The 24,864-nt window shown below is 59.7% G+C and carries 22 protein-coding genes; 14 read left to right on the plus strand and 8 right to left on the minus strand.

Annotation, left to right across the window (positions count from 1 at the left end):
* Positions 1 to 244: 244 nt before the first annotated feature.
* From secA to K4O48_RS05020, 7 genes are all read left to right on the plus strand, one after another.
* Entirely contained in the window at positions 245 to 2,983 is a 2,739-nt protein-coding gene (secA, locus tag K4O48_RS04990) for a preprotein translocase subunit SecA (RefSeq protein WP_222910970.1), read from the plus strand.
* A gap of 111 nt (positions 2,984 to 3,094) precedes the next feature.
* Positions 3,095 to 4,312, plus strand: coding sequence for a bifunctional glutamate N-acetyltransferase/amino-acid acetyltransferase ArgJ (gene argJ, locus K4O48_RS04995; protein WP_222910971.1), 1,218 nt, complete (start codon positions 3,095 to 3,097; stop codon positions 4,310 to 4,312).
* 72 nt (positions 4,313 to 4,384) lie between these two features.
* Positions 4,385 to 5,329, plus strand: a complete 945-nt coding sequence (locus K4O48_RS05000) for a Nudix family hydrolase (protein WP_222910972.1) — start codon at positions 4,385 to 4,387, stop codon at positions 5,327 to 5,329.
* A gap of 200 nt (positions 5,330 to 5,529) precedes the next feature.
* Positions 5,530 to 6,093 (plus strand): alkyl hydroperoxide reductase subunit C, encoded by a 564-nt coding sequence (ahpC, locus tag K4O48_RS05005; protein ID WP_102837994.1) that lies wholly within the window; start codon positions 5,530 to 5,532, stop codon positions 6,091 to 6,093.
* A 139-nt stretch (positions 6,094 to 6,232) separates the two neighbouring features.
* Positions 6,233 to 7,795, plus strand: coding sequence for an alkyl hydroperoxide reductase subunit F (ahpF, locus tag K4O48_RS05010; RefSeq protein ID WP_222910973.1), 1,563 nt, complete (start codon positions 6,233 to 6,235; stop codon positions 7,793 to 7,795).
* A 240-nt stretch (positions 7,796 to 8,035) separates the two neighbouring features.
* Positions 8,036 to 9,160 (plus strand): DUF3182 family protein, encoded by a 1,125-nt coding sequence (locus K4O48_RS05015; protein ID WP_222910974.1) that lies wholly within the window; start codon positions 8,036 to 8,038, stop codon positions 9,158 to 9,160.
* A complete protein-coding gene (locus tag K4O48_RS05020) occupies positions 9,147 to 9,914 on the plus strand; it encodes an alpha/beta hydrolase family protein (RefSeq protein ID WP_222910975.1) in 768 nt (255 codons plus the stop codon). Before K4O48_RS05015 ends, K4O48_RS05020 begins: the two co-directional genes overlap by 14 nt.
* 66 nt (positions 9,915 to 9,980) lie before the next feature.
* Here the strand turns inward: K4O48_RS05020 and K4O48_RS05025 are convergent, their stop codons facing one another.
* From K4O48_RS05025 to K4O48_RS05045, 5 genes are read right to left on the minus strand one after another with little or no spacing between them, the layout of a single operon-like run.
* Complete coding sequence (locus K4O48_RS05025) at positions 9,981 to 11,009, minus strand: ion transporter (RefSeq protein WP_222911995.1); 1,029 nt, start codon at positions 11,007 to 11,009, stop codon at positions 9,981 to 9,983.
* Complete coding sequence (locus K4O48_RS05030) at positions 11,002 to 11,592, minus strand: cob(I)yrinic acid a,c-diamide adenosyltransferase (protein ID WP_222910976.1); 591 nt, start codon at positions 11,590 to 11,592, stop codon at positions 11,002 to 11,004. Before K4O48_RS05030 ends, K4O48_RS05025 begins: the two co-directional genes overlap by 8 nt.
* Positions 11,593 to 11,606: 14 nt before the next feature.
* On the minus strand, positions 11,607 to 13,622 hold the full coding sequence (locus tag K4O48_RS05035) for a sensor histidine kinase (RefSeq protein WP_222910977.1): 2,016 nt from the start codon (positions 13,620 to 13,622) through the stop codon (positions 11,607 to 11,609).
* Positions 13,623 to 13,665: 43 nt separating this feature from the next.
* A complete protein-coding gene (locus tag K4O48_RS05040; protein WP_222910978.1) occupies positions 13,666 to 14,583 on the minus strand; it encodes a putative 2-dehydropantoate 2-reductase in 918 nt (305 codons plus the stop codon).
* Positions 14,583 to 15,548, minus strand: a complete 966-nt coding sequence (locus K4O48_RS05045; RefSeq protein ID WP_222910979.1) for a response regulator — start codon at positions 15,546 to 15,548, stop codon at positions 14,583 to 14,585. Before K4O48_RS05045 ends, K4O48_RS05040 begins: the two co-directional genes overlap by 1 nt.
* A 141-nt stretch (positions 15,549 to 15,689) precedes the next feature.
* On the opposite strand from K4O48_RS05045, the gene K4O48_RS05050 reads away from it, so the two are divergent.
* The gene (locus tag K4O48_RS05050) at positions 15,690 to 16,169 is read left to right on the plus strand and encodes a YajQ family cyclic di-GMP-binding protein (protein ID WP_222910980.1); all 480 of its coding nucleotides are present in this window, start codon (positions 15,690 to 15,692) and stop codon (positions 16,167 to 16,169) included.
* Positions 16,170 to 16,254: 85 nt separating this feature from the next.
* Complete coding sequence (locus K4O48_RS05055) at positions 16,255 to 17,079, plus strand: mechanosensitive ion channel family protein (protein WP_222910981.1); 825 nt, start codon at positions 16,255 to 16,257, stop codon at positions 17,077 to 17,079.
* A 47-nt stretch (positions 17,080 to 17,126) separates the two neighbouring features.
* Here the strand turns inward: K4O48_RS05055 and K4O48_RS05060 are convergent, their stop codons facing one another.
* Positions 17,127 to 18,827 (minus strand): AmpG family muropeptide MFS transporter, encoded by a 1,701-nt coding sequence (locus K4O48_RS05060; RefSeq protein WP_222910982.1) that lies wholly within the window; start codon positions 18,825 to 18,827, stop codon positions 17,127 to 17,129.
* A 34-nt stretch (positions 18,828 to 18,861) separates the two neighbouring features.
* Positions 18,862 to 19,221, minus strand: a complete 360-nt coding sequence (locus K4O48_RS05065; RefSeq protein ID WP_222910983.1) for an MGMT family protein — start codon at positions 19,219 to 19,221, stop codon at positions 18,862 to 18,864.
* Between the two features lie 143 nt (positions 19,222 to 19,364).
* Here K4O48_RS05065 and K4O48_RS05070 point away from each other — a divergent pair, with 143 nt between their 5' ends.
* Positions 19,365 to 20,369, plus strand: coding sequence for a DUF481 domain-containing protein (locus K4O48_RS05070; RefSeq protein WP_222910984.1), 1,005 nt, complete (start codon positions 19,365 to 19,367; stop codon positions 20,367 to 20,369).
* A gap of 52 nt (positions 20,370 to 20,421) precedes the next feature.
* Here the strand turns inward: K4O48_RS05070 and K4O48_RS05075 are convergent, their stop codons facing one another.
* Complete coding sequence (locus K4O48_RS05075) at positions 20,422 to 21,180, minus strand: SDR family oxidoreductase (protein WP_222910985.1); 759 nt, start codon at positions 21,178 to 21,180, stop codon at positions 20,422 to 20,424.
* A gap of 101 nt (positions 21,181 to 21,281) precedes the next feature.
* On the opposite strand from K4O48_RS05075, the gene K4O48_RS05080 reads away from it, so the two are divergent.
* The 4 genes from K4O48_RS05080 to groL all read left to right on the plus strand — a co-directional run bounded on the left by K4O48_RS05080 (position 21,282) and on the right by groL (position 24,829).
* Positions 21,282 to 21,986, plus strand: coding sequence for a HugZ family protein (locus tag K4O48_RS05080; RefSeq protein ID WP_222910986.1), 705 nt, complete (start codon positions 21,282 to 21,284; stop codon positions 21,984 to 21,986).
* 126 nt (positions 21,987 to 22,112) lie between these two features.
* Positions 22,113 to 22,577, plus strand: a complete 465-nt coding sequence (locus K4O48_RS05085) for an FxsA family protein (RefSeq protein WP_222910987.1) — start codon at positions 22,113 to 22,115, stop codon at positions 22,575 to 22,577.
* Between the two features lie 248 nt (positions 22,578 to 22,825).
* On the plus strand, positions 22,826 to 23,119 hold the full coding sequence (locus tag K4O48_RS05090) for a co-chaperone GroES (protein WP_019340746.1): 294 nt from the start codon (positions 22,826 to 22,828) through the stop codon (positions 23,117 to 23,119).
* Between the two features lie 57 nt (positions 23,120 to 23,176).
* A complete protein-coding gene (gene groL / locus K4O48_RS05095; protein WP_222910988.1) occupies positions 23,177 to 24,829 on the plus strand; it encodes a chaperonin GroEL in 1,653 nt (550 codons plus the stop codon).
* Positions 24,830 to 24,864: the final 35 nt, after the last annotated feature.

Here is a 24,864-nt window from a genome sequence, read left to right on the forward strand (position 1 = left end):
GTCTGACGGCTGCTAGTGTGTAACGCCGCGCTACATGGTGACGGTGCTAATGGCTGCTGGCAGATTGCCTGCGGCGAGGCGAATGTGACCGTAAAGTCGGCGGGTTTGCGCTCTCGCCGGCTACCGTTGCTGCGCAGTAGGCACCTTTCCTATCGGGCGTTTCCGAGTAGAATGCCCCCTTTGCACGCAACCGTGGTGGCCCTGCGGTCGTGCCTCCATCCCCAGCATGGAAGTCTTTGTCGATATGTTTGCGCCTTTAATGAAGAAGCTCTTTGGTAGCAAGAATGACCGTGAGGTCAAGCGCATGCTCAAGGCGGTACAGTCCGTCAATGCGCTCGAAGAGCAGATGCTGTCTCTGTCCGATGAGCAGCTGCGGAGCAAGACTGAAGCGTTCAAGGCCCGCCTCGGCCAAGGCGAGACCCTCGACCAGATCCTTCCCGAAGCCTTTGCTGTTTGCCGTGAAGCCGGTAAGCGTGTCATGGGCATGCGTCACTTCGACGTACAGTTGATCGGCGGTATGACGCTGCACGAAGGCAGAATCGCCGAGATGCGTACCGGTGAAGGCAAGACCTTGGTAGCGACGCTGGCGGTTTACCTCAACGCCTTGGCTGGCAAGGGCGTCCACGTGGTGACGGTGAACGATTACCTGGCCCGGCGAGACGCTAACTGGATGCGTCCGCTGTATGAATTTCTCGGCTTGACGGTCGGCATCGTAACGCCGTTCCAGCCCCCGGAAGAAAAGCGCGCGGCTTACGCTGCCGATATTACCTACGGTACCAACAACGAGTTCGGCTTCGACTACCTGCGCGACAACATGGCGTTCAGTCTTGAAGAGAAGAACCAACGTGAACTCAATTTCGCGGTCATCGACGAGGTGGACTCCATCCTCATCGACGAAGCGCGGACCCCGCTGATCATTTCCGGCCAAGCGGAAGACAGCTCCAAACTCTATCAACAGATCAATCAGCTGATTCCGTTGCTCAATCAGCACATTGAGGAAGAAGAGGGCGTCGTTACCCAGGAAGGCCACTTCTCCATTGATGAGAAAACCCGTCAGGTCGAGTTGAACGAAGCGGGCCATCAGTTCGTCGAGGAAATGCTGACCCAGGCAGGTTTGTTGGCAGAGGGCGAAAGCCTCTACTCGGCGCACAATCTGGGATTACTGACACACGTCTATTCCAGCCTTCGCGCGCACAAGCTGTTCCATCGCAACGTCGAATACATCGTGCAGAACAACCAGGTGCTGCTGATCGACGAGCACACCGGCCGTACCATGCCGGGCCGTCGCCTTTCCGAAGGGCTTCACCAAGCCATCGAGGCGAAGGAAGCGCTGCCGATCCAGCCGGAAAGTCAAACCCTCGCATCGACGACGTTCCAGAATTACTTCCGCCTGTACAAGAAGCTGTCGGGCATGACCGGCACGGCTGACACCGAAGCGTTCGAGTTCATGCAGATCTACAGCCTGCCGGTCATGGTCATCCCGACCAACAAACCGCTCGCGCGCAAGGACTACAACGACTTGGTCTATCTGACTCAGGAGGAAAAATTCGCTGCGATCATTGCCGATATCAAAGATTGCCAGAACAATGGCCGTCCGGTTCTTGTCGGTACTGCCACGATCGAAAGTTCGGAATACGTATCGCGTCTCCTTGAGAAGGAGGGCATCGAGCACAAGGTGCTCAATGCCAAGCATCACGACAAAGAAGCTGAGATCATCGCCCAGGCTGGGCGTCCTGGTGCGGTGACCATCGCGACCAACATGGCTGGTCGTGGTACTGACATATTGTTGGGCGGTAACTGGGAAGTCGAAGTCGCAGCGCTTGAGAATCCGTCAGACGAGCAAGTTGCGCAGATCAAAGCCGATTGGCAGAAGCGCCACCAGGCGGTACTGGAAGCGGGCGGGCTGCACGTCATTGCGTCCGAACGTCACGAATCGCGTCGTATCGACAATCAATTGCGTGGCCGCGCGGGTCGTCAGGGGGACGCTGGTTCGAGCCGTTTCTACCTGTCGCTGGAAGACAGCTTGATGCGTATCTTTGCCTCCGATCGGGTGAAGAACTTCATGAAGGCGCTGGGTATGGAGTCCGGCGAGGCTATCGAGCATCGCATGGTTACCAATGCCATCGAGAAGGCTCAACGCAAAGTCGAGGGCCGCAACTTCGACATGCGTAAGCAGTTGCTTGAGTACGACGATGTCGCCAACGAGCAGCGCAAGGTCATCTACCACATGCGCAACAGCTTGCTGGCCGCCGACGAAATCGGCGAGACCATCAGCGAGTTCCGCCGTGAAGCGCTCGACCATGCAATCAGCCAGCACATCCCGCCGCAGTCTTTGCCAGAACAATGGGATATTGCCGGTTTGGAAGCGGTGCTCTACAGCGATTTCGGGACGCGTCTGCCGGTTCAGCAGTGGCTCGACGAGGACGAGAAGCTCTACGAGGAAACCCTGCGTGAGCGCATCCTGCAGGCGTTGGTCGACGCTTATCACGAGAAGGAAGAGTTAGCTGGCGCCGAGGCGCTACGCACCTTTGAGAAGCAGATCGTCCTGCGTGTGCTCGACGACTTGTGGAAGGATCATCTGTCCACAATGGATCACCTGCGTCATGGCATTCACCTTCGCGGATATGCCCAGAAAAACCCGAAGCAAGAATACAAGCGTGAGTCCTTCACGCTGTTTCAGGAACTGCTCGAATCCATCAAGCGCGACAGCATCCGCGTGCTTTCCCACGTACAGGTTCGCCGCGAAGATCCAGTAGAGGAAGAGCAGCGCCTGCGTCGAGAGGCTGAAGAGCTGGCGCAGCGCATGCAGTTTCAGCATGCAGAAGTGTCTGCACTGGAGCCGTCCGAAGAGGAGCCGGAAGCCGAGGGTGGTGTAGCCACAGCCGCCGCGCCAGTGCGCACCGAGCAGAAGATCGGACGCAACGAACCCTGCCCGTGCGGCTCCGGCAAGAAGTACAAGCATTGTCACGGACAGGTTCAGTAACTGGCCCGTCCTAAGCGACCCACGCCGCGACCGGCTTAGCCGCTCGCGGCGTTTTTCTCCCCGCTTTATAAGATGGCTGAAAGCCATCCAATCGTATTAAGGAGTGCATCAATGGCTGTCGGTCTTGGTCCCTTACCTACACTGCATCCGGTGCCTGGCTTCGAGCTCGGCATTGCCTCGGCCGGTATCAAGCGGCCCGGGCGAAAGGATGTCGTGGTGATGCGTTGTGCGGAAGGATCGACCGTTGCCGGCGTGTTCACCCTTAACGCGTTTTGCGCTGCACCCGTAGTGCTAGCCAAGCAACGAGCGCAGGGAGCAGTGCGTTACTTTCTCACCAATACCGGCAACGCCAACGCCGGCACCGGCGAGCCGGGTATGCAGACGGCGATGCGCAGCTGCGCCAGCCTCGCCAGTTTGGCGGGGGTGGCCGAACAGGCGATTCTCCCATTTTCCACCGGCGTGATCGGAGAGCCGTTGCCAGTCGAAAAAATCGAGGCGGCGTTGCCCGCTGCCCTGGCAGACCTGGATGAAAATCATTGGGCCGAAGCGGCCACCGGCATCATGACCACGGATACCCTGCCTAAAGGTGCCAGCCGGCAATTCGAGCATCAGGGCGTTACCGTGACCGTCACCGGTATTTCCAAAGGTGCTGGCATGATTCGCCCGAACATGGCGACCATGCTCGGCTACATCGCCACGGATGCCAAGGTCAGCCAGGTGGTGTTGCAGGATCTGGTGCGCGATGCGGCGAACAAATCCTTCAACCGCATCACCATCGATGGCGACACCTCAACCAACGACTGCTGCATGCTGGTAGCGACGGGCAAGGCGGCGCTGCCGGAAGTCACCGAGGCCAAGGGAGAGCTGTTTACCAAGCTCAAGCAAGCCGTGTTCGAGGTGAGCATGGACGTGGCGCAGTCGATCGTTCGTGATGGCGAAGGCGCGACCAAGTTCGTCACTGTTGTGGTTAATGGCGGTGCGAATTATCAGGAATGTCTCGATGTCGGCTACGCGGTTGCCCACTCGCCGCTGATCAAAACCGCTCTGTTTGCGTCGGATCCGAACTGGGGACGCATTCTGGCGGCCGTCGGCCGGGCCGGCGTGCCCGATCTGGATGTCAGCAAAATTGACGTCTATCTCGGCGGGGTCTGCATCGCCGCCAAGGGTGGTCGCTCCTCCAGTTACACGGAAGATCAGGGCGCCGCGGTGATGGCGAAGGAAGAAATCGAGATTCGTATTGAGCTAGGGCGGGGCAGTTGCAGCGAGACAATCTGGACAACCGATCTGTCCCATGAGTATGTGCGTATCAATGCCGAATACCGTACCTGATGCCGCGGCGGCAAGGCGCACACGCCGGCACCGGTTTCTAACCCAGGTTCGCTGGCCATCCGGAGCAGCCACATGAAACGACTGCACGTGGCTGCTGGCGTAATTCGGCGCAGTGACGGCCATGTGCTAATCGCCAGGCGCCCGCTGGACAAACACCAAGGAGGGTTGTGGGAATTCCCTGGGGGCAAGGTCGAGGAGGGCGAGACGGCTGAGACCGCGCTCGCTCGTGAGCTGGCCGAAGAGTTGGGCATTGATGTGGCGGCCGCGCGACCGCTGATCAAGATCAGGCATGATTATCCGGACAAGCAGGTCCTGCTGGATGTCTGGGAAGTCCTGACATTTTCTGGCGAACCGCACGGCGCAGAGGGCCAGCCGTTAGCCTGGGTGGCTCCCGACGATCTGCCCAGTTACAGCTTTCCTGCTGCGAACCATCCAATAATCTCTGCGGCACGCTTACCGGATCATTACCTCATTACCCCGGACAATCTCCGTCCTCGTGAATTGCTCAATGGATTAGCGTTAGCGCTTGATGCAGGGATCCGCCTTGTCCAGTTGCGCTCGCCCTCCCTTGATGAGGCTGACTACCGGTCGCTAGCAGCTGAGGTTTTGGACATGTGTATCGGCCGTGCGAGGGTTATGCTCAAAGGGCCTTTGGAGTGGGCCAGCGAGTTTCCAGAAGCCGGCTGGCATTTGACAACCCAGCAATTACGCCAGCATGCCAAGCGGCCGATAGTGCCGGGGCGCTGGCTGGCGGCCTCATGCCACAATGCGGCTGAAATGAATTTGGCCTCGATGATGGGGGTTGATTTCATTACGGTCTCGCCGATACTGCCTACCGCGACCCACCCCAAAGCACAGCCTCTGGGCTGGCAATGCGCCGCTGAGTTATTAACCGGCTTCGGTCTACCCGCTTATTTGTTGGGGGGGCTCGGTCCGGGCGATTTAGCTCAAGCGTGGCGCGCGGGCGCACAGGGCGTCGCTGGCATCCGGGCGTTCTGGCCGGATAAGACGGCTTGATCGAGCTATGGCCGGGTGTCCGATTTGGACGAAGCTTCCGAATTGCCGGGCGAAGTCGCTGTCGTATCGGGTTACCGTCGCATAGGTTGAGTCAATAGCGTCAGGCTATCGACATGATTCCTTCAATCAATTAACCGTATGCGGGAGTCTGGAGTATCGTAGGCCCCGTTAAAGTTCTGAATCCCAAAAGGAGTTAGCAGATGTCTCTGATCAACACCCAAGTCCAGCCGTTTAAAGTCAACGCTTTCCACAACGGCAAGTTCATCGAAGTCACCGAAGAGTCCCTCAAGGGCAAGTGGTCGGTGCTGATCTTCATGCCCGCAGCCTTCACCTTCAACTGCCCGACCGAGATCGAAGACGCTGCCAACAGCTACGCTGAGTTCCAGAAGGCCGGTACCGAGGTGTATATCGTCACCACCGATACCCACTTCTCGCACAAGGTTTGGCACGAGACTTCCCCTGCCGTCGGCAAGGCCCAGTTCCCGCTGATCGGCGACCCGACTCACCAGCTGACCAACGCGTTCGGCGTACACATCGCTGAAGAAGGTCTGGCACTGCGCGGTACTTTCCTGATCAACCCGGAAGGCGTCATCAAGACCGTTGAGATTCACTCCAACGAGATCGCTCGCGACGTTTCCGAGACGCTGCGTAAGCTGAAAGCCGCTCAGTACACTGCCGCTCACCCGGGCGAAGTCTGCCCAGCCAAGTGGAAAGAAGGCGAAGCCACTCTGGCCCCGTCGCTGGATCTGGTTGGCAAGATCTAAACGGCCATAGGACGCTGCGTCTTGCGCAGCGTCACCAAGGTTGTTTTTCGGACGATTCGTCGGTCCGAGCTCCAACGCCTGGGCGTGATCCGTCCGGGCGTTTTATTACCTGAATTTCGTAAGAAGGGGATCGCTGCTCATGTTGGACTCCAATCTCAAAACGCAACTGAAAACCTACCTGGAGAAGGTCACCCAGCCGTTCGAGATCGTTGCGTCCCTCGGTGACGGTGCTAAGTCCCAGGAAATGCTCAGCCTGCTGGAAGACATCACCAGCCTGAGCGACAAGATCACCCTACGTACCGACGGCGATGACGTGCGCAAACCGTCGTTTGCACTCAACCGTATCGGTGGCGACATCAGCCTGCGTTTCGCTGGCATCCCGATGGGCCACGAATTCACCTCGTTGGTGCTGGCCCTGCTGCAGGTCGGTGGGCATCCGTCCAAGACCGCACCTGAGGTCATCGAGCAGATCAAGAATCTGGACGGTGAGTACAACTTCGAAACCTACTTCTCGCTGTCCTGCCAGAACTGCCCGGACGTGGTCCAGGCGTTGAACTTAATGGCCGTGCTCAATCCGAACATCCGCCACGTCGCCATCGACGGTGCACTGTTCCAGGAAGAAGTCACTGTTCGCCAGGTCATGTCCGTACCGAGCATCTACCTCAACGGTGAACTGTTCGGTCAGGGCCGCATGGGCGAAGAAGAAATCCTCGCCAAGCTCGACACCGGCGCGTCAGCGCGCGACGCCGAGAAGCTCAGCGCGAAGGACGCCTTCGATGTGCTCGTCGTCGGTGGTGGCCCCGCCGGCGCCGCAGCGGCCATCTATGCTGCGCGCAAGGGCATCCGGACCGGTGTCGCGGCCGAGCGTTTCGGCGGCCAGGTGCTCGACACCATGGCCATCGAAAATTTCATTTCGGTCAGCGAGACCGAAGGCCCGAAACTGGCGCGCGCGTTGGAAAACCATGTACGCGAATACGACGTCGACATCATGAACCTGCAGCGCGCCGCACAGCTGATCCCTGGCTCCGATGGCAGCCTGCACGAGATCAAGCTGGAGAACGGCGGCTCGCTGAAGGCCAAGACGCTGATCCTCGCCACCGGCGCCCGTTGGCGCGAAATGAACGTGCCGGGTGAGCAGGAATACCGCGGCCGTGGCGTGGCCTACTGCCCACACTGTGACGGCCCGCTGTTCAAGGGTAAGCGCGTCGCGGTCATCGGCGGCGGCAACTCGGGCGTGGAAGCGGCCATCGACCTAGCCGGAATCGTTGCCCAGGTTACGCTGCTCGAGTTCGACAGCCAGCTGCGCGCCGATGCCGTGCTGCAGAAGAAACTGCACAGCCTGCCCAACGTCACCGTAATCACCAGTGCGCTGACCAGCGAAGTCACTGGCGACGGCAAGAAGGTGACCGGGCTGACCTACAAGGACCGCAACTCCAGCGAGTTCCACGAGCTGGAACTGGAAGGCATCTTTGTGCAGATCGGCCTGCTGCCTAACTCCGATTGGCTGAAAGGCACCGTGGAGCTGACGTCGCGCGGCGAGATCATTGTCGATGCGCGTGGCGAGACTTCGCTGCCGGGTATCTTCGCCGCCGGCGACGTCACCACCGTGCCGTACAAGCAGATCGTCATCGCCGTCGGTGAAGGTGCCAAGGCCTCGCTGAGCGCCTTCGATCACCTGATCCGTAGTTCTGTCGACGACTGAGCCTGACGCTCGCAGCTGTTCGCAACAAAAAAGGGGGTGCAGATTTCGATCTGCTCCCCTTTTTTTGTAAGCGGGGCTTATTGCGGTGCTGCCGACGGGGTTACGGGAAGGATAGATAGCGCAAACAAGGGGTCTACTCGATTACACCGGGTCCGCTTTGATCGGGTGGAAACGAGCGAAGACGGCGGTTTTTCATCGCCTCTTCGTCATGTACCAGTAGTCCATGGAGCGAATCCACCTATGAAGAGTGCGGATACGCCGCAACACTCTCGAGGGGCCGTAGTGACCCTTGTGAACCGAAACAATGAGCCCCAGCACGAAAAGGCTGTCCACGATCAGCTTGCCCAGCGCCTGGCGGCGCTGCAGGGCTTCGCCTTTCTCGGTGAGTATGACCGCAGCGCCAGCTATGCACAGCCGCTTTACTTCGTTCCTTCCGCCACGCTGGTTGGGAGCAAGCTGGCACGCGAGCTCGGGATCACGAGCGAGCGGGACCTGTTCGGCGGCGTCGTGCCGCATGCGTTCACTGAAACGAAAGCGATCACTCATCCGCTGGTGCGCCTGGACGCTGATTCGCCTATCGGTTGGTCGCGGGATTTCGCTCGGCAGGTCACGGGCAGTGTTCTGCCCGGCTACAGCGCGTTCTCGTTGCCCGATGCGCGCGAGGCCGGACGGCGATTATTGAATGAAGGGGCGCTGAGAATCAAGCCGGTACGAGCCACCGGTGGCCGGGGGCAGGAGGAAGTCACCTCTGTCCAAGCGCTTGATCATGCGCTGGAAAAGATGGACGAGGCGGAGCTCGCTCAATATGGACTGGTCCTGGAAGCAAACCTGGATCATGTCACCACATTCAGCGTAGGCCAGATCCGCGCGGCGGGGAGAACCTTGAGCTACTACGGCACCCAGCGACTGACCCAAGACAATACGGGTGAGACCGTTTATGGCGGATCCGATCTGCTGGTCGTCGAAGGCGATTTCGAGGCATTGCTTGGCCTGGATTTGCCTGAGCGCACCCGTCTAGCCGTCTCACAAGCACAGGTCTATGACGATGCCGCGTCGGCCTGCTTCCGCAATTTCTACGCGTCCCGGCGCAACTACGATATCGCCCAAGGCATCGATGCGAGAGGGCGCGCCTGCTCGGGGGTGCTGGAGCAATCTTGGCGCATTGGGGGTGCCAGCGGTGCGGAAATTGCCGCCCTGGAAGCGTTCGCTCAAGGCGGCCACGGCTCCGCCATTCGGGCGTCGACCGTTGAGGTCTACGGTGAAACAACCGTGCCCGAAGGAGCAACGGTCCTATTTCGCGGGGACGATGCGGAAGTCGGATTCATAACCAAATACGCGATGGTGAAGGATCATGGCAACCCATAGTGAAAGCGTTGACATCCTTGTCGATGATGAGCACATCGCCGGTACGTTTCTCTCACCTCCGACCAAGCTCCCCGGCGTGCTGTTCGTGCATGGCTGGGGCGGTAGCCAGGAACGCGACCTCACACGTGCACGAGGCATCGCCGGGTTGGGCTGCATCTGTCTGTCATTTGATTTACGGGGGCATGCGTTGACTTTGGCGCAGCAGCAGACCGTCACCCGTGAGCAGAACCTGCGAGACCTGATGGCCGCCTACGATTTGCTGGCGCAACACCCGAATATCGATCCTGCCGCAATCGCCGTGGTTGGGACCAGCTATGGCGGTTATCTGGCAGCGCTGCTCACCTCTTTAAGACCCGTGAGATGGCTGGCGATGCGGGTGCCCGCCTTGTACAGAGATGATGATTGGGCCGTGCCGAAGCGGCAGCTGGACCGCGAGTTGCTCAACCAGCTACGCGGCCGGCGGGTGGCGCCAGAGGAGAATCGCGTGCTGGCCGCCTGTGCCGAGTTTCGTGGAGACGTGCTTATTGTGGAGTCGGAGCATGATCATCTGGTCCCGCACAGTACGATCATGAGCTATCGCGCTGCGTTCCAGCAGACGCACTCGCTGACGCACCGGATTATTCTTGGTGCCGACCATGGTTTGACGAACGAGAATTGTCAGCGGGCTTATACGGATATTCTTGTCAAATGGGCGACCGAAATGGTTGTCGGTGCACGCATTGATCAGCAACACGGCATGGCCGCCGCGCGGTAATGCCTCCTTTGCCCGGGTCTCGCCATGGCTCATGGAACCAAGGGGCCGGCGTGACAAGGGGACCGCTTAGCGCGGGGGTGTCGGCGGCTCGATCGGACCGACGAAGCGGCTCCAGCGTCGGTCCAGGACCTGCTGTTTAAGCACCTCGATGATGTCAACCAGTAGCTCCTCCAGTGCGAGATCGGTGTTCTCGTCCTGATACACCCAGGTTTCAAAACACTCGTCAGCCAGGCTGCGGGCCAATCGCTGAAACTGGGCGCCCTGCAGTCCGTCTACTGCGCCCTGTAACAGGCGCGCTGCGATGTCACTGAGTGCCTCGTCCAGTGTATCGGCGACGCGGTCGCCCAGAGGCAGGCGTCGCAGGCGGCCTACCTCCGGATTATTCGCCAATGCCTGATGGATCAGGCCGCCGACATAACCCTCTATAGCACCACGGTTGTCCCGGTAGCCGCTCTCCAACATGCCGTTCAGCCGCCGCGAAAGGTCGTCCAGCAGCCGCTCCTTGCGAGGCCGCACCACCTCTTCCAGCAGTCGTCGGGACAGATCATCGCTCGCCCCAATTTCCTGCTGCATCCGGCTGAATAGCCGAACCATGACGCGATCGGAGAGCTCCTCCAGCAGTAGCAGGTAGTATCGGTGGATCAGTCCGTAAACCGGCCACCGCCTCATATCGATAAGACCCAATCGCTGCAGGCGTACCAGCAAGCTACCCACTCGCAATACGCGTAGCCAGCGGAAGCCGGTCAGCGGAATACAGCCCAGGACGTCGTACCAGTGGGCGAATGGGTAGTAGTACCAACGTGCGTAGCGGCGCTCGAACAACGCAACCGTCCAACCGAGCAGGACGTCAAGCAGGAACACCGCGACGAAGCCGAGATCGATCAGCTGAAAATTACGATGGATTTGTGTTTCGTAGCGCTGATGCAAGTCGGGTAGCCACTCGGCAAGCGCCTGGTTGATTGGCTGCACGATGAACAGGCTGTCGAACAGGATCAGCCCGAGATTGATGCACACCAGTACCACGATGAACATTTCCCAGGCCGCATGCAGCCCGTCCCGGAGGCGGTCCTGCCGAGCTGCTGTCGGCTCAGGCATCTGGGTTGGCAGGTGCGCTGGCGGCATGCCAAAGAATCTCGGCACAACCCTGGCGTCGCGCAATCAGACGCGCCACAACGAAGAACAGGTCCGATAGACGATTGAGATAGGACAACCCCACCGGACGCAGCGGCTCGACGGCGTTGAGCTGCTGGCAGCGGCGCTCGGCGGTGCGCGCCATGCTGCGACACAGGTGTGCGAGCGCAATCAGTCGCGTGCCGCCCGGCATGATGAAATCCTCGAGGGGGCCGAGCTCATCATTCCAGTGATCGATCGCGGCCTCCAACCGTGCCACCTCGGCGTCTGTCAGGGCCTGGTAGTCCGGCATCGCCAGTTCACCGCCCAGATCAAACAGGCGATGCTGACAGGGGCCTAATACCTCGATCAATTCGGCCAGGTCCGGCCAGCGCGTCTGTGCTTCTGCCAGTTCGGCAAGCAGCAGGCCCAGCTGGCTATTGAGCGTGTCGACCTCACCCATGGCTTCGATGCGTGGATGATCCTTTGGCACTCGGCGACCATCGGCCAGGCCGGTTTCTCCGGTGTCACCGGTGCGGGTGTAAATCTTGGATAGTCGATTGCCCATCTGTGGTTCCTGATTCAGCTTGAGTTGGCGTCGGCGGCCGATGTCAGCGGCAGGCGCAGGGTGAAAATCGTGCCCTGATCGGGCCTGCTCTGCACTTCCATCTGGCCCTTGTGATTGTTGGTGATGATGAAATACGAGACGGAAAGGCCCAGGCCGGTTCCCTGACCGACCTCTTTGGTGGTGAAAAACGGTTCGAAGATGCGCTTGCGGATGTGCTCGGGAATCCCTCCGCCATTGTCTTCGACCTGGATCTCGACCCATGGCGGATTCAGACGGGTCCTTAGCGTTATCTGGCCGCGGCCTCGCTCCGGTTTATGGTGGATGGCTTGCGCGGCATTTTTCAAAAGATTCAGCAGCACCTGTTCAAGTTCGTTGCCAATGCAGGGGACGCGGTCCACCTGTGGGTCGAAATCGCGGATGATTTCGATTGAACGGAAGTCGAATCCGTCCATCAGCGCGAAATCGCTGCCGGCAATTTCCAGGGCCTGATCGATCAGGACACTCAATTGGCATTCGGCTAACTGCCGGTTGCTCAGGCGGCTGAAACTCAGCATGTGGCTGACGATTTTGGCTGCTCGGGAGCCTGCCTGCTGGATGCCGTCCAGTAGCTGGGGAATTTCACGGCGCTGCAGATATTGATTCACCGCGTCCAGCAGGACGCCGGTCTCATCGGCGGCTTCGCGGTTTCGTTCCAGTTCCGGTGACAGCCGTCGGCGGATGTTCTGTGTGTTATGGAGGATCGCGCCGAGTGGGTTGTTAATCTCGTGCGCCATGCCGGCGGCGAGACTGCCGACCGACAGCATTTTTTCCGACTGCACCATAATTTCTTCCATATTGATGCGTTCGGTAATGTCATCGATGCGGATTACAACCCCACGCCCGCCACCGCCCATCAGGGGATACAGCGTCAGCGCGAAGTGGCGGGGCTCCTCGTAGACGGTCCACGTGACCCGCTCGATCTTTTCCACCTGATGGTGTTCGGAGGTTCTGCGAATCTGTGTCAAAAACGGCCTGAGTGGCTCGAATGCGATGAACACAGGCTGGTTCAGGGCGTCGTCGATGGAGGTGCCCGAAAGTGTGCTGGCCTGCTGGTTCCACTGGGTCACGTAGAGCTGTTCATCCAGAGCGATGAGCACCGACGGCATGGAGTCGATGATGCTGTTCAGGTAATTCTGAAAGCCGGTGAGCTTCTTCTCGATCTTGCTGCGGACCTGAACTTCCAACTCGAGCTTGCGGTTGGAGTGGCGGGTTTCTTCTGCCAGCCCCTGTGCATGATCGAACGCCTCCTGAGCATCGTCACGGGCACGCTTGAGTTGCTGCTCGCGGGCCTCCATACGCGACAGCATGGTATTGAAGGCATCAGCCAAGCGCCCGATTTCGTCCTGGTTTCGCGGCGTTGCCCGCAGGGAATAATTTTCCTCTCGCGTGACCTGGCGGGACAGGGTCTCGAGGTCCCGGATCGGGCGGGTAATAAGCTGCCGTATCTGCCGTGCCACGAGTACCCAAAGCAGCAGGCTGGCTAGAAGGATGGCAAGACTGGCAGTCAGCGTGCCCGTATAAAAGGCGCCTGGTAATTCGCTGCTGGCGACGATCAACAAGTGCCCGGGTGGACCGGCGGTTTGCGGGAGTTCCACCAGTAGGTTGGCGCGCATCTCGGTCTTCTGCCATGCGCGCAGTGCGCTTACCTGCTGCGGTAAGTCCAGCGGATCGCCACGAAACAGTTGCGCCAAGCTCTGGCCGGTGTTGTCGTAGATCGCCGCTGCGCGGAGCGGTGCGTAGTCGTTCAGCTTCTGCAGCAGTTCGTCCGCGGCCGCGTCGGATTTCAGCGCTCGATTGCTCAGTTCCGGCGTCGCGAACAGCGCGCCGAGTGTGTGCATAGCTTGGGGCGCGACGCTCTGACGGGAGATCCAGTAGGCCGCGCTGATGAACGCCAGGTTGGACACCAGCAGCACGGCTGCAAGCAGCACGAGCAGGGCGAGCAGCAACTTGCGACCGACCGGGAGATTTTCAAGACGCTGGCGCAGGGTCATGACAGGTAACAGGCGAGGGGCGTTTCAGCAGGGTAGCGGTGCCTCAGTCTTCGGGCAATCCGCGACCGCGCAGGAACGCTTGTATTTGCTGTAGCAGTCCGCTCAGCTCGGGCACCTCGAGACCCTGCTCGTGGGCAGCCTGGCAGGCCTGACCGAGCAGATAGCTGATTTCTGTCCGACGCCCGCTCTTCACGTCCTGATGCATCGAGGAATAGTTGTTGGCCGTTGCCTCGATAATGCGGAGCACTTCGGCTTCGAGTCCATCGGCTGCGCCGCCCTGATTGCAGGCAACAAGCAACTCGCTGAGCTCATTGCAAAGCCGGTGCACCTGTTCGCGGTAGGCAAGCAGATCCCCGTTGCGGCAATCATGCAGGACGGTCAGCGGATTAATGGCGCAATTGATGGCGAGCTTGCGCCACAGCTTGCTCATGACAGCGTGGGTCCAGCTGTATGGAATATTCGCCGCCTCAAGCTCGGCGAGCCACGGCGGCGGCTCGCCTTGACCTGCCTCACCCAGCCAGTTATGGCCCTGACCCGCATGAACAATGTCGAAGCTCGCCTGACGAAACGCCCCTTCGGTGCTGGAAACGAATACGCAGCGGCTTTCAGGCCAGCGGGCCGCAATGGCTTGCTGACTGCCCAGCCCGTTCTGCAACAGGAGGATTTCCGACCCGGTGGATAGCCGAGGCGCAACCTCGGCAATGGCGGCTTCCGCGTCGTAGGCTTTGCAGGCCACTAGCAGTCGGGTAATCGGCTCAGTTGCATCGGCTAGTTCGGCGGGCACGCGGTAAATCCGTGAGACTCCCTGCTCGACTAGCTTCAGGCCGCCGGCAACCTGGTATTCCGCCAGTCGATTCGTACTGCGCAGAACCAGCCGCACCGGTAAACCGGCGCGAAACAGGCGCGTGGCCCAGAGCCCGCCAAGGCTCCCAGCGCCGAGAACATGCCAGGTGCTGTTCATCAGGCGGGTTGTTTGTAGCGTAGCGGCACGATGCGGCCGGTGGTGTATGCGTCTGGCAGTAGGGCCGCGGCGCGCTCGATGATCTGCGGGACTTCGACCGGCAATGCGCTCGCATCGAGGCTGACCATGCCGATACCCGCCTTCACCGAGATGAAGCCTTCACTGGTCTTGAATGCCTTCAGATTGAGGCCTTCATGCAGTCGTTTGTAACTGCTCGGCGAGCAGCTGGCCAGGTTGTCGGTCAGGGTAAGCAGGCCAAAGTGGCGCTCATCCAAGCGCGTGAGTATGTCCAGCGGCCGCACCAGCTGTTGCAGACGCCTCGCCACGCCTCTCAGCAGTTCCTGATGGAAATGCTCGCCATAGCGCTCTCGCTGGCTGCTGATCTCCGGCAAACCTATCGACAGGTAGCACAACGCGCCGCCACGACTTTCGATCTGGCGCAGGCTGTCGCCGAGCCGCTGGCGGAGGTATCGCGCATTACCGAGCCCGGTAATCGGATCGATCAGATTCCTTTTCTCAAGGCTGGCAATGTTTTCGGTCAACAGGCGGTTTTCCCGCATCAGCCTTTGCAGCGAGGCGCACAGCCGATCGGCCGCATACACCCGGGGCACCAGTTGGTCGTTCATCGCCGACTTGCCAATGAAATCATCGACGCCTTGGTCGAAGGCTTTGCTTAGCACGTCTTGGCCGTCACGCCCGGTCAGCAGGATGATGTAGGTGTAATGATCCGACATTTCGTCCTGCTGGCGGACCTGGGCGGTCAGTTCCAGGCCATCCATTTCAGGCATCAGCCAGTCGGCAAGCAGAATGCTTGCCGGGCGCTCCTCGATCAAGGCGAGGGCAGCGCTGGCGCTATTGGCGAACCGAACGTCTTCGTAACCGGCCTTGGAAAGGGCTCGGCCGATCATCACGCTGGAGAACTTGGCGTCGTCGACCACCAGGATGCTGAGTTGAGGGTTGGGCATTCATTGGCTCGAAGAAGGGAAGTGCCGTAACACTGGTGGTCGGGCGTAATCGGCCCGAGCAGTTATAATGATGGCCCATTTGAACCGTCAAGCTAAGCGCGCTGGGTCACACCGTTGCGCCGTTTATATAGGAGGAAGCTCATGCCTTCGTTCGACGTGGTGTCCGAATTGGACAAACACGAAGTCACTAACGCGGTCGACAATGCGCTCAAGGAACTGGAGCGCCGTTATGACCTGCGCGGTAAAGGCACCTTTGAGTTCAAGGAACTCACGGTCAGTCTGACAGCCGATGCCGACTTTCAGCTGGAGCAGATGCTCGAAATCCTGAAGCTAAGTCTGGTCAAGCGCAAGATCGACATTCAGTGCCTCGAGTTCAAGGATCCTTACCCATCCGGGAAGTCAGTGAAGCAGGACGTCGTGCTGCGTGAAGGTATCGATAAGGAGCTTGCCAAAAAAATCGTCGCCCATATCAAGGATGCCAAGCTGAAGGTGCAGGCGGCCATCCAGGGTGAGCAGGTTCGGGTGACTGGCAAGAAGCGCGATGACCTGCAGGAAGCGATTGCGCTGCTGCGCGCCAAGGACTTCGGCATGCCGTTGCAGTTCAACAACTTCCGCGACTAATCCCCTCTCAGCACGCACGCACGCGTGCTTTCGCTTTAGCCGAGCGGCCTGTCGGTGCGCTCGGTATGCATAGGACCTGTTACTGATGGATTTGAGTGTCGATTATCTGGTCGATTTGTCCGAGGCCTGGTTGCCCGTCGTTCTGCAATACGGTGCTCAGCTGCTGCTGGCGCTGGCTACGTTCCTGCTCGGCTGGTGGCTGATCAATACCCTCGTCAGCAAACTGGGCGGTCTGCTACGGCGTCGCCAGGTCGACCCTTCGCTGCACGGCTTTGTCGAGAGCCTGTTGAGCATCATCCTGAAGGTGCTGCTGCTGGTCAGCGTGGCGTCAATGATTGGGGTCGAGACGACATCGTTCATCGCGGTGATCGGTGCGGCCGGTCTGGCGATCGGTCTGGCACTGCAGGGCAGTCTTGGGAATTTCGCCGGTGGTGTGTTGATCCTGTTGTTCCGTCCGATTCGTGTCGGCGAATGGATCGAGGCGCAGGGCGTCGCCGGGACCGTACATGCAATCCAGATCTTTCACACAGTGCTCAAGTCGGCTGATAACAAGACCATCGTGGTGCCCAACGGCAGCCTGTCCAACGGACACATCACCAATTACTCACGCGAGCCGCGGCGTCGTGCCGATATCAACATTGGCATTGACTACAGCGCGGATATCAAACTGGCGCGAAAGATTCTGTTGGAAATCGCCCAGGATGAGCGTGTACAGCGAGACCCGGAGCCGGTGGTTTTTGTAACGGGGCTGGGTGACAGCTCGGTGAATCTGTCGCTGCGGGTCTGGGTGGCTACCGGAGACTTCTGGCCAGTGACCTTCAGCTTCACTGAGCAAGTGAAAGAGCGCTTCGATGAAGCGGGGATCGGTATTCCGTTTCCGCAACGTGTCGTGCATCTGGTTCAGAGCTGAGGTTCATAGCGAAAAAGAAAGCCGGCGATTGCCGGCTTTCTTTTTTATCAGCTTCGTTCGGTGCTGGTCAGCGGCTCGGCCGTTTCAGGCTGCCGGCGGCTGCGTGACCACTGCCAAACGATCAGTACCAAGGTCGGGACGCCGAGCAGTGCCGTAACCAGGAAGAAGTCGCTGTACCCGAGCTGTTCGACCATCACGCCTGAGTAACCGCCCAGCAGGCGCGGCAACAACAGCATCAACGAACTGAGCAATGCATACTGCGTCGCGGAGAATTTCAGGTTGGTGAGGCTCGACAGATAGGCTACGAAGGCCGTCGACGCCAGTCCCCCGCTGAAGTTGTCGCAGGAAATGGTGACGATCAGCATGTTCAGGTTCGCGCCCATTTCCACCAACAGCATGAACATGAGGTTGGTGGCCGCAGAAGCAACGCCGCCGACGAACAGGATCGGCAAGATACTGAAGCGTACGATCAGCAATCCGCCAAACGCCGCGCCAAGCAGGGTCATGATCAGCCCGAATAGCTTGCTGACGCTGGCGATCTGATCTTTGCTGAAACCCTGGTCGATGTAGAAGACATTGGCCATGACGCCCATCACCGTGTCCGACATTCGGTACGTGGCGATCAAACCCAGCAGTAACAGCGCCTGCCAGCGGTAGCGCAGGATGAAGTCGGTGATAGGGGTTAGGACGGGGCCCATCAATATCCGTCCGGGGCCAGACAGACAGCCCCAGCAGATCAGCAGGTACATGGTCCCGCGTGGCCAGTAGCCGCCCCAGTAAGACTGAAACATGCCGGTGGTCGACACCATGAGGATAATGAGCACGATCACCGACACGGCCTGATGCACGAAATCGAAGCGTGCCGGGCGCTGGCGCTGCCCTGCCTGGCTCAGCATCTGTCGAACGGGAACCAACAGAGCACGGCCCCAAGGCGACAGTGATCCAACGATGAACAGCAAGTACAGAATTGCGCGCGGCCAGGCCTGTGCAATCAGCGCGTTGATCATCGCCGGAACGGATATCAGCAGTACCAGCAGCAAACCAACGCCCGCCAGCTGATGGTTAAAACTGAACATCGAGGGCTCGTTGGACAGCGGCGCGGCGCCTTGCGGCTCCGGAATCAGCAAACTAGTGACCAGCCCCGGCAAGATGAGAAGGGCGAAGGCGATGTAGGTAGTCGCCCAGGCGCTCTGGCTGTATTCCAGATTGGTCGATCCCAGCCATTCGGCAAGAAACAGCGCGCCGGCACTGGCCAATAGCATGGCGATGCGATAACCGGTCATGTAGCTCGCCGCTAGCGTTGCCTGCAGTTTGTCCTCGGCGATTTCCAGGCGATAGGCGTCGATAGCGATGTCTTGCGTCGCCGAGGCGAAGGCCACCGCGACGGCGAGGGCAATCAGCATGGTCAGATTCTGCTGCGGGTTGCACAGCGCCATGCCGATAAGGCCGACGGCGATGACCGCTTGCGACAGCACCAGCCAGGAGCGTCGCCGGCCCAGGGCGCCGATCCAGGGTAGGCGCCACTGGTCGAGCATGGGCGACCAGACCCACTTGAAGGCATAGGCCAGGCTGATCCAGCTGGCAAAGCCGATGGTCTCGCGTGAGACACCCGCTTCACGCAGCCACACCGAGAGCGTGGAAAACACCAGGATTGCAGGCAGGCCGGCGGCGAAGCCGAGCACCAGTAGCGTCAGTGAGGCAGGGCTGGCGTAGGCAGCGAGCGCGGCGCGCCAGGTTTCACGGGACATATGACGGGACGGATATAGACATGAAGCGCGCACTCTACCCGCTGTGCTCCGCCGAATGCCAGCCATGCCGACGTATGTCCACGCGGTCGTTGACGATGGTCACGCCCTCGGCGCGCAGCCGCATGCGCTGCTCGTGTCCTGCGGCGCTGCCGGCGGGCAGGCTGAGCCGTCCACCGGCCGCGATTACCCTGTGCCAAGGCAGGCTGGTGCCTTCCGGCAGCTGCGACATTAGCCGACCGACCCAGCGTGCGGCTCGTCCGAGACCGGCCATCGCCGCGACCTCGCCATAGCTCACTACTTTGCCTGCCGGGATCTGTGCCATGACCAGGAAGACCGCTGAGCGGCGCGACTCGGCGTCGACAGCGGGGGGTAATAGAGGTGTTTGCTCACTCATTCCGGAGTTTCCTGTAGACGGCGGGTAGCGTCAGCAGCATCTGAACTCCCGTTCCGTTCAGCGGTCAGTGCTTGCTGTGACTAGACGCATAGGGATAATGCCTGCCTTTTTAACCGCTCCTACGCAGAATTTCAGCCCTCCCTATGTTTTCCAGAACCCTGCTTTGCCTATCGCTTTCCGTATTCACGCTGCCATCGCTTGCCGATACCGTCTGGTTGAAGAACGGCGATCGCCTGACCGGCAAGATCAGCGTGCTCGACGGCGGCAAGCTGTTGATCGAGACCGACTACGGCGGGTCGATCCCAGTGAAATGGAGCCAGGTCGCCACCCTGGAGAGTAATCAGCAGTTGCTGATCAAGCAGGATGATGTCTCCGGCGAGATGGCCAAGTCGCTCCAAGCGGCTGACGACGGCAAGGTCACGCTAAGCAACGGCGGCGCGGTGCGCACGGTTGAACTGGCCAGCATCACGCAAATGATCCATCCCAAGCCGGTTATTCAGGATCTGACCTGGAAAGGCAACGTCGACGTTGCGCTGGACTACAAGCGTGCAGAGACCGATACGGACGACTATGACGTATCCTTCGACACCTCGGCGCGCCACGGCCTTTGGCGTCATAACGGAATCGCCAATTACAACCGCGAATTCCGTGACGGAGTGACCGCGACGGATAACTGGGACGCCGAATACGCCCTGGACCGCTTCATCGATGAGCATTGGTTCTGGCAAGGGCGCTTCGAATACAAGCGCGACAAGGTCGAAGATGTTCGCCGCCAACGGACCCTGGGTACCGGTCCTGGCTACCAGTTCTGGGATAACGAACTGGGCGCGTTCTCGCTGGCCTCGCTGGTCAACCGCAGCGACTACGAGTTTGCCGATGGCAACAAGGAGAGCTTTTACTCGCTCGCCATGAAGTGGGACTACAACCGCTATCTGGTCGGTAAGACCTTCGAGCTGTTCAGCAATGGCGAAATCGGCAAACCGCTGGAAAACGTGGCCGATTACGAATTCGATGCTGAGGTTGGGTTGCGCTACAAGGTGACCGACTGGGCCTCGTTGAATATGAAGGCGGAGAAGGACATCGTCAGCGGCTCGGACAGCGAGATGGACGAAACGCGCTACAGCATCGGCTTCGGCGTGGGCTGGTAAATCAGCTCCAAATAAAAACGGGCGCCTAGGCGCCCGTTTTTTTGAGGGGCGGTTACAACCGTAGCCCGCCATCGAGCTCAAGAATACGCCCGGTGTAATAGTCGTTCTCGAAGATGTAGGCAACCGAATGGGCGATCTCCATTGGCTTGCCAAGGCGCTTGAGCGGGATGCCCGCGGTCATCTTTTCCAACGCTTCGGGTTTCATGCTGGCGACCATCTCGGTCTCGATGAAACCGGGCGCAACGCCGGCGACTCGAATGCCGTAGCGCGCCAGCTCCTTGGCCCAGACGACCGTATCGGCTGCCACGCCGGCCTTGGCCGCCGAGTAGTTCGCCTGCCCCATATTGCCGACACGAGAGATGGACGAAATGTTGACGATAGCGCCCTGGCGCTTCAGTTCGATCATCTTCGCGGCCACTTCACGCGTGCAGAGGAAAACACCGGTCAGATTGACATCGATCACCGCCTGCCATTGGGCCAGGCTCATCTTCGACAGCTCGCCATCCTTGACCTTGACGGTCAGCCCGTCACGTAGGATGCCGGCATTGTTGACCAGTCCATCGAGGCCGCCGAAGTCGTCGCTGACCTGGCTAACCATGTGACTGACTTGTTCTTCATTGGCGACGTTGCACAGGTAGGCCCGCGCATCTCCGCCGGCTGCCTTGCAGGCTGCCACCGCCTCGTTCAGCCGTTCCTGATTGAGATCCACCAGTGCCAGCCGTGCGCCTTTGCCGGCGAGGTATTCGCCCATCGCACGGCCAAGCCCCTGGCCACCGCCGGTGATGATGATGACTTTGTCTGTTAACTGCATGCCTGACTCCTTCGATACATGCCGACCCCGCCAAACGACGTCGGCTGTTGAAACCGTTATGCTGGTGCCTCGCCGAACCGATAAACCCTCGAGGAGCCCCAGTGAGCGCTGAAGCCGCCAAGCATGCCCGACAACTCCTGCTCAAGGAATACCGCGGCGTGCTCTCGACGCACTCCAAGGCCATGCCCGGATTTCCCTTTGGCTCAGCGGTCCCTTACTGCTTGAACGAAGCAGGCTGGCCGCTGATCCTCATCAGTCGGATTGCCCAGCACACGAAGAATCTTCAGGCCGACCCGCGTTGTTCGTTGCTGGTTGCCGAGCGGGGCGCAGACGATGTGCAAGCGACCGGCCGGTTGACTTTACTGGCCGAAGCGGTGCTCGTTACTGACGAGGCAGCGGTCATGGCGGCGGCGGAACGCTATTACCGCTATTTTCCAGAGTCGAGTGACTACCACCGCGTTCACGATTTCGATTTCTGGAGGCTTCAGCCGGTGCGCTGGCGTTACATCGGCGGCTTTGGCGCCATTCACTGGCTGGACCATGTCGCCTTGGCTAACCCGTTTGCGGGTCTGCAGGCCGGCGAGCGCGGCATGTTGGAGCACATGAATCAAGACCATGCCGCGGCCATTGCCCATTACGTACAGCAGGCAGCACTGCCCGCCACGCCAGAGGCCTGCATGGTTGGCATCGACAGCGAAGGTTTTCATCTTCGTATAGGCCATGCCATTCATTGGCTGGCGTTTCCCCACAGCTGTACCAGCTCCGGCGCGGTACGGCAGGCACTGGTGGCGATGGCCAGGCGCTGATTAAGTCTGGGGTAAGCGCATCGGCGAATAATCCGGTTACAGCCTCTTTCGCGGACGGGTTGAATTCAGGTCAGCCTGCCGTCATCTACACGAATTCGGAAGCCGTTCTTCCGCCAAGGACTATCGATGCGAATTTTCTTACTGCTGTTTCTCCTGTTTCCGCTGGCCGAGCTGGCATTGCTGATCAAGGTTGGCAGCTCTGTCGGTGTGCTGCCGACCATCCTGCTGCTGATCATTAGCGGCATGGCCGGCATCCTGCTGATGCGCTTGGCCGGTTTTGCCACCGCCTGGCGTGCCCGAGAGCGCTTGGCTCGCGGCGAGTTGCCCGAAAGGGAAATGCTCCAGGGCCTGATGATGGCTGTCGCAGGCGGGCTTCTATTTCTGCCTGGTTTCCTTAGCGACATTATTGCGTTGCTGGTACTTTTCCCGCCCTCGCGCAAGCTGTTTCTGGGCTTCGTCGGGCGTCGTGTTGAGGCGCAAGCCCAGCGTCGCAGGGCCTTCTCCGACGACCTGCGTGAGCAGCAGGCGCATCGGGACGGGCCGCAGCGGCCCAACGTCATTGAAGGCGAGTGGGAGCGCCGCGATAAATAAGCGTGCTTCGACGAAAAGGCATGCAGAGGCATGCCTTTTTTATCGTCACGAATGCAAAAAATCCGCGTTCAGCCCTTGAAATCATTTTTGACGCCCGCATGTAGCGGTCACCGCAAGGTCGCTGTCGCATTTTGACAGTCCGTCTTCTGCGGCTCGCATTGCGGGCCGCAACCGGCACCGCCGGATTTGCCCAACCCGCCGATGAGTATGCATCGGCATGGAAACCACTGTACTAGGAGAGATCGACAATGAAGCTTCGTCCTCTGCATGACCGCGTCGTAATTCGTCGCAGCGAAGAAGAAACCAAGACCGCAGGCGGCATCGTGCTGCCGGGCTCCGCTGCCGAGAAGCCAAACCGCGGCGAAATCGTCGCTGTAGGCACTGGCCGCGTTCTGGACAACGGCGAAGTCCGTCAGCTGGCCGTCAAGGTTGGCGATCAGGTTGTATTCGGCCCTTACTCCGGCAGCAACACCGTCAAGGTTGACGGTGAAGACCTGCTGGTGATGAGCGAGAACGAAATTCTCGCCGTCGTCGAAGCCTGATCAGCGCTCGCTTATAGCGAACAGCGTTCCATCAACAGAATTTGAGGAAGAATCAACATGGCTGCTAAAGAAGTTAAATTCGGCGATTCCGCTCGCAAGAAAATGCTGGTTGGCGTCAACGTCCTGGCTGACGCGGTAAAAGCGACCCTCGGCCCGAAAGGCCGTAACGTCGTCATCGAGAAGAGCTTCGGCGCTCCGACCATCACCAAGGATGGCGTTTCCGTCGCCAAGGAAATCGAGCTGAAGGACCGTTTCGAGAACATGGGCGCGCAGCTGGTCAAGGACGTTGCCTCCCGTGCCAACGATGACGCTGGCGACGGCACCACCACTGCTACCGTTCTGGCTCAGTCGATCGTCAACGAAGGCCTGAAGGCCGTTGCTGCCGGCATGAACCCCATGGACCTCAAGCGCGGTATCGACAAGGCGACCATCGCCATCGTTGCTGAGCTGAAGAACCAGTCCAAGCCATGTGCCGATTTCAAGGCCATCGCTCAGGTTGGCACCATCTCCGCCAACTCCGACAACTCCATCGGCGCCATCATCGCCGAAGCCATGGAAAAAGTCGGTAAAGAAGGCGTGATCACCGTTGAAGAAGGCTCGGGCCTGGAAAACGAACTGTCCGTCGTAGAAGGCATGCAGTTCGACCGTGGTTACCTATCTCCGTACTTCATCAACAAGCCGGACACCATGGTGGCCGAGCTGGAAAGCCCGCTGCTGCTGCTGGTCGACAAGAAGATCTCCAACATCCGCGAAATGCTGCCGGTGCTGGAAGCTGTGGCCAAAGCCGGTCGTCCGCTGCTGATCGTGGCTGAAGACGTTGAAGGCGAAGCGCTGGCGACCCTGGTCGTCAACAACATGCGTGGCATCGTCAAGGTTGCTGCGGTCAAGGCGCCTGGCTTCGGCGATCGCCGCAAGGCCATGCTGCAGGACATCGCGATCCTGACTGGCGGTACCGTGATTTCCGAAGAAGTCGGCCTGAGCCTGGAAACCGCTACCCTGGAGCACCTGGGTAACGCCAAGCGCGTCGTACTGAACAAGGAAAACACCACTATCATCGATGGTGCTGGTCAGCAGGTCGACATCGAAGCCCGCGTTGCGCAAATCCGCAAGCAGGTCGAAGACACCACGTCCGACTACGACAAAGAGAAGCTGCAAGAGCGTCTGGCCAAGCTGGCTGGCGGTGTTGCCGTGATCAAGGTCGGTGCCGGTACCGAAGTCGAAATGAAAGAGAAGAAGGCCCGCGTTGAAGACGCCCTGCATGCCACTCGTGCAGCCGTCGAAGAAGGCGTGGTTCCTGGCGGCGGTGTTGCGCTGGTTCGCGCCCTGCAGGCGATCTCCGAGCTGAAGGGCGAGAACGCCGATCAGAACGTGGGCATCACTCTGCTGCGTCGCGCTGTCGAAGCGCCGCTGCGCCAGATCGTTGCCAACTCCGGTGGCGAGCCGAGCGTTGTGGTCGACAAGGTCAAGCTGGGCAGCGGTAACTACGGTTACAACGCTGCGACCGACGAGTACGGCGACATGATCGAGATGGGTATTCTCGATCCGGCCAAAGTAACCCGTTCTGCTCTGCAGGCCGCGGCTTCCATTGCCAGCCTGATGATCACCACTGAAGCGATGATTGCTGAAGTGGCTGATGACAAGGCAGCTGGCGGCGGCATGCCAGATATGGGTGGCATGGGCGGTATGGGTGGCATGGGCGGCATGATGTAAGCCAGCCGGCACCCGCAAAAAAAAAGCCCCGCCTA

It is taken from the genome of Pseudomonas sp. DNDY-54, assembly GCF_019880365.1.
GTDB lineage: Bacteria > Pseudomonadota > Gammaproteobacteria > Pseudomonadales > Pseudomonadaceae > Stutzerimonas > Stutzerimonas stutzeri_P.

What these genes read in the sequence shown, in the direction of transcription:
- secA (WP_222910970.1), top strand. Translation starts at nt 245, where the DNA reads ATGTTTGCGCCTTTAATGAAGAAGCTCTTTGGTAGCAAGAATGACCGT.
- argJ (WP_222910971.1), top strand. Translation starts at nt 3,095, where the DNA reads ATGGCTGTCGGTCTTGGTCCCTTACCTACACTGCATCCGGTGCCTGGC.
- K4O48_RS05000 (WP_222910972.1), top strand. Translation starts at nt 4,385, where the DNA reads ATGAAACGACTGCACGTGGCTGCTGGCGTAATTCGGCGCAGTGACGGC.
- ahpC (WP_102837994.1), top strand. Translation starts at nt 5,530, where the DNA reads ATGTCTCTGATCAACACCCAAGTCCAGCCGTTTAAAGTCAACGCTTTC.
- ahpF (WP_222910973.1), top strand. Translation starts at nt 6,233, where the DNA reads ATGTTGGACTCCAATCTCAAAACGCAACTGAAAACCTACCTGGAGAAG.
- K4O48_RS05015 (WP_222910974.1), top strand. Translation starts at nt 8,036, where the DNA reads ATGAAGAGTGCGGATACGCCGCAACACTCTCGAGGGGCCGTAGTGACC.
- K4O48_RS05020 (WP_222910975.1), top strand. Translation starts at nt 9,147, where the DNA reads ATGGCAACCCATAGTGAAAGCGTTGACATCCTTGTCGATGATGAGCAC.
- K4O48_RS05025 (WP_222911995.1), bottom strand. Translation starts at nt 11,009, where the DNA reads ATGCCTGAGCCGACAGCAGCTCGGCAGGACCGCCTCCGGGACGGGCTG.
- K4O48_RS05030 (WP_222910976.1), bottom strand. Translation starts at nt 11,592, where the DNA reads ATGGGCAATCGACTATCCAAGATTTACACCCGCACCGGTGACACCGGA.
- K4O48_RS05035 (WP_222910977.1), bottom strand. Translation starts at nt 13,622, where the DNA reads ATGACCCTGCGCCAGCGTCTTGAAAATCTCCCGGTCGGTCGCAAGTTG.
- K4O48_RS05040 (WP_222910978.1), bottom strand. Translation starts at nt 14,583, where the DNA reads ATGAACAGCACCTGGCATGTTCTCGGCGCTGGGAGCCTTGGCGGGCTC.
- K4O48_RS05045 (WP_222910979.1), bottom strand. Translation starts at nt 15,548, where the DNA reads ATGCCCAACCCTCAACTCAGCATCCTGGTGGTCGACGACGCCAAGTTC.
- K4O48_RS05050 (WP_222910980.1), top strand. Translation starts at nt 15,690, where the DNA reads ATGCCTTCGTTCGACGTGGTGTCCGAATTGGACAAACACGAAGTCACT.
- K4O48_RS05055 (WP_222910981.1), top strand. Translation starts at nt 16,255, where the DNA reads ATGGATTTGAGTGTCGATTATCTGGTCGATTTGTCCGAGGCCTGGTTG.
- K4O48_RS05060 (WP_222910982.1), bottom strand. Translation starts at nt 18,827, where the DNA reads ATGTCCCGTGAAACCTGGCGCGCCGCGCTCGCTGCCTACGCCAGCCCT.
- K4O48_RS05065 (WP_222910983.1), bottom strand. Translation starts at nt 19,221, where the DNA reads ATGAGTGAGCAAACACCTCTATTACCCCCCGCTGTCGACGCCGAGTCG.
- K4O48_RS05070 (WP_222910984.1), top strand. Translation starts at nt 19,365, where the DNA reads ATGTTTTCCAGAACCCTGCTTTGCCTATCGCTTTCCGTATTCACGCTG.
- K4O48_RS05075 (WP_222910985.1), bottom strand. Translation starts at nt 21,180, where the DNA reads ATGCAGTTAACAGACAAAGTCATCATCATCACCGGCGGTGGCCAGGGG.
- K4O48_RS05085 (WP_222910987.1), top strand. Translation starts at nt 22,113, where the DNA reads ATGCGAATTTTCTTACTGCTGTTTCTCCTGTTTCCGCTGGCCGAGCTG.
- K4O48_RS05090 (WP_019340746.1), top strand. Translation starts at nt 22,826, where the DNA reads ATGAAGCTTCGTCCTCTGCATGACCGCGTCGTAATTCGTCGCAGCGAA.
- groL (WP_222910988.1), top strand. Translation starts at nt 23,177, where the DNA reads ATGGCTGCTAAAGAAGTTAAATTCGGCGATTCCGCTCGCAAGAAAATG.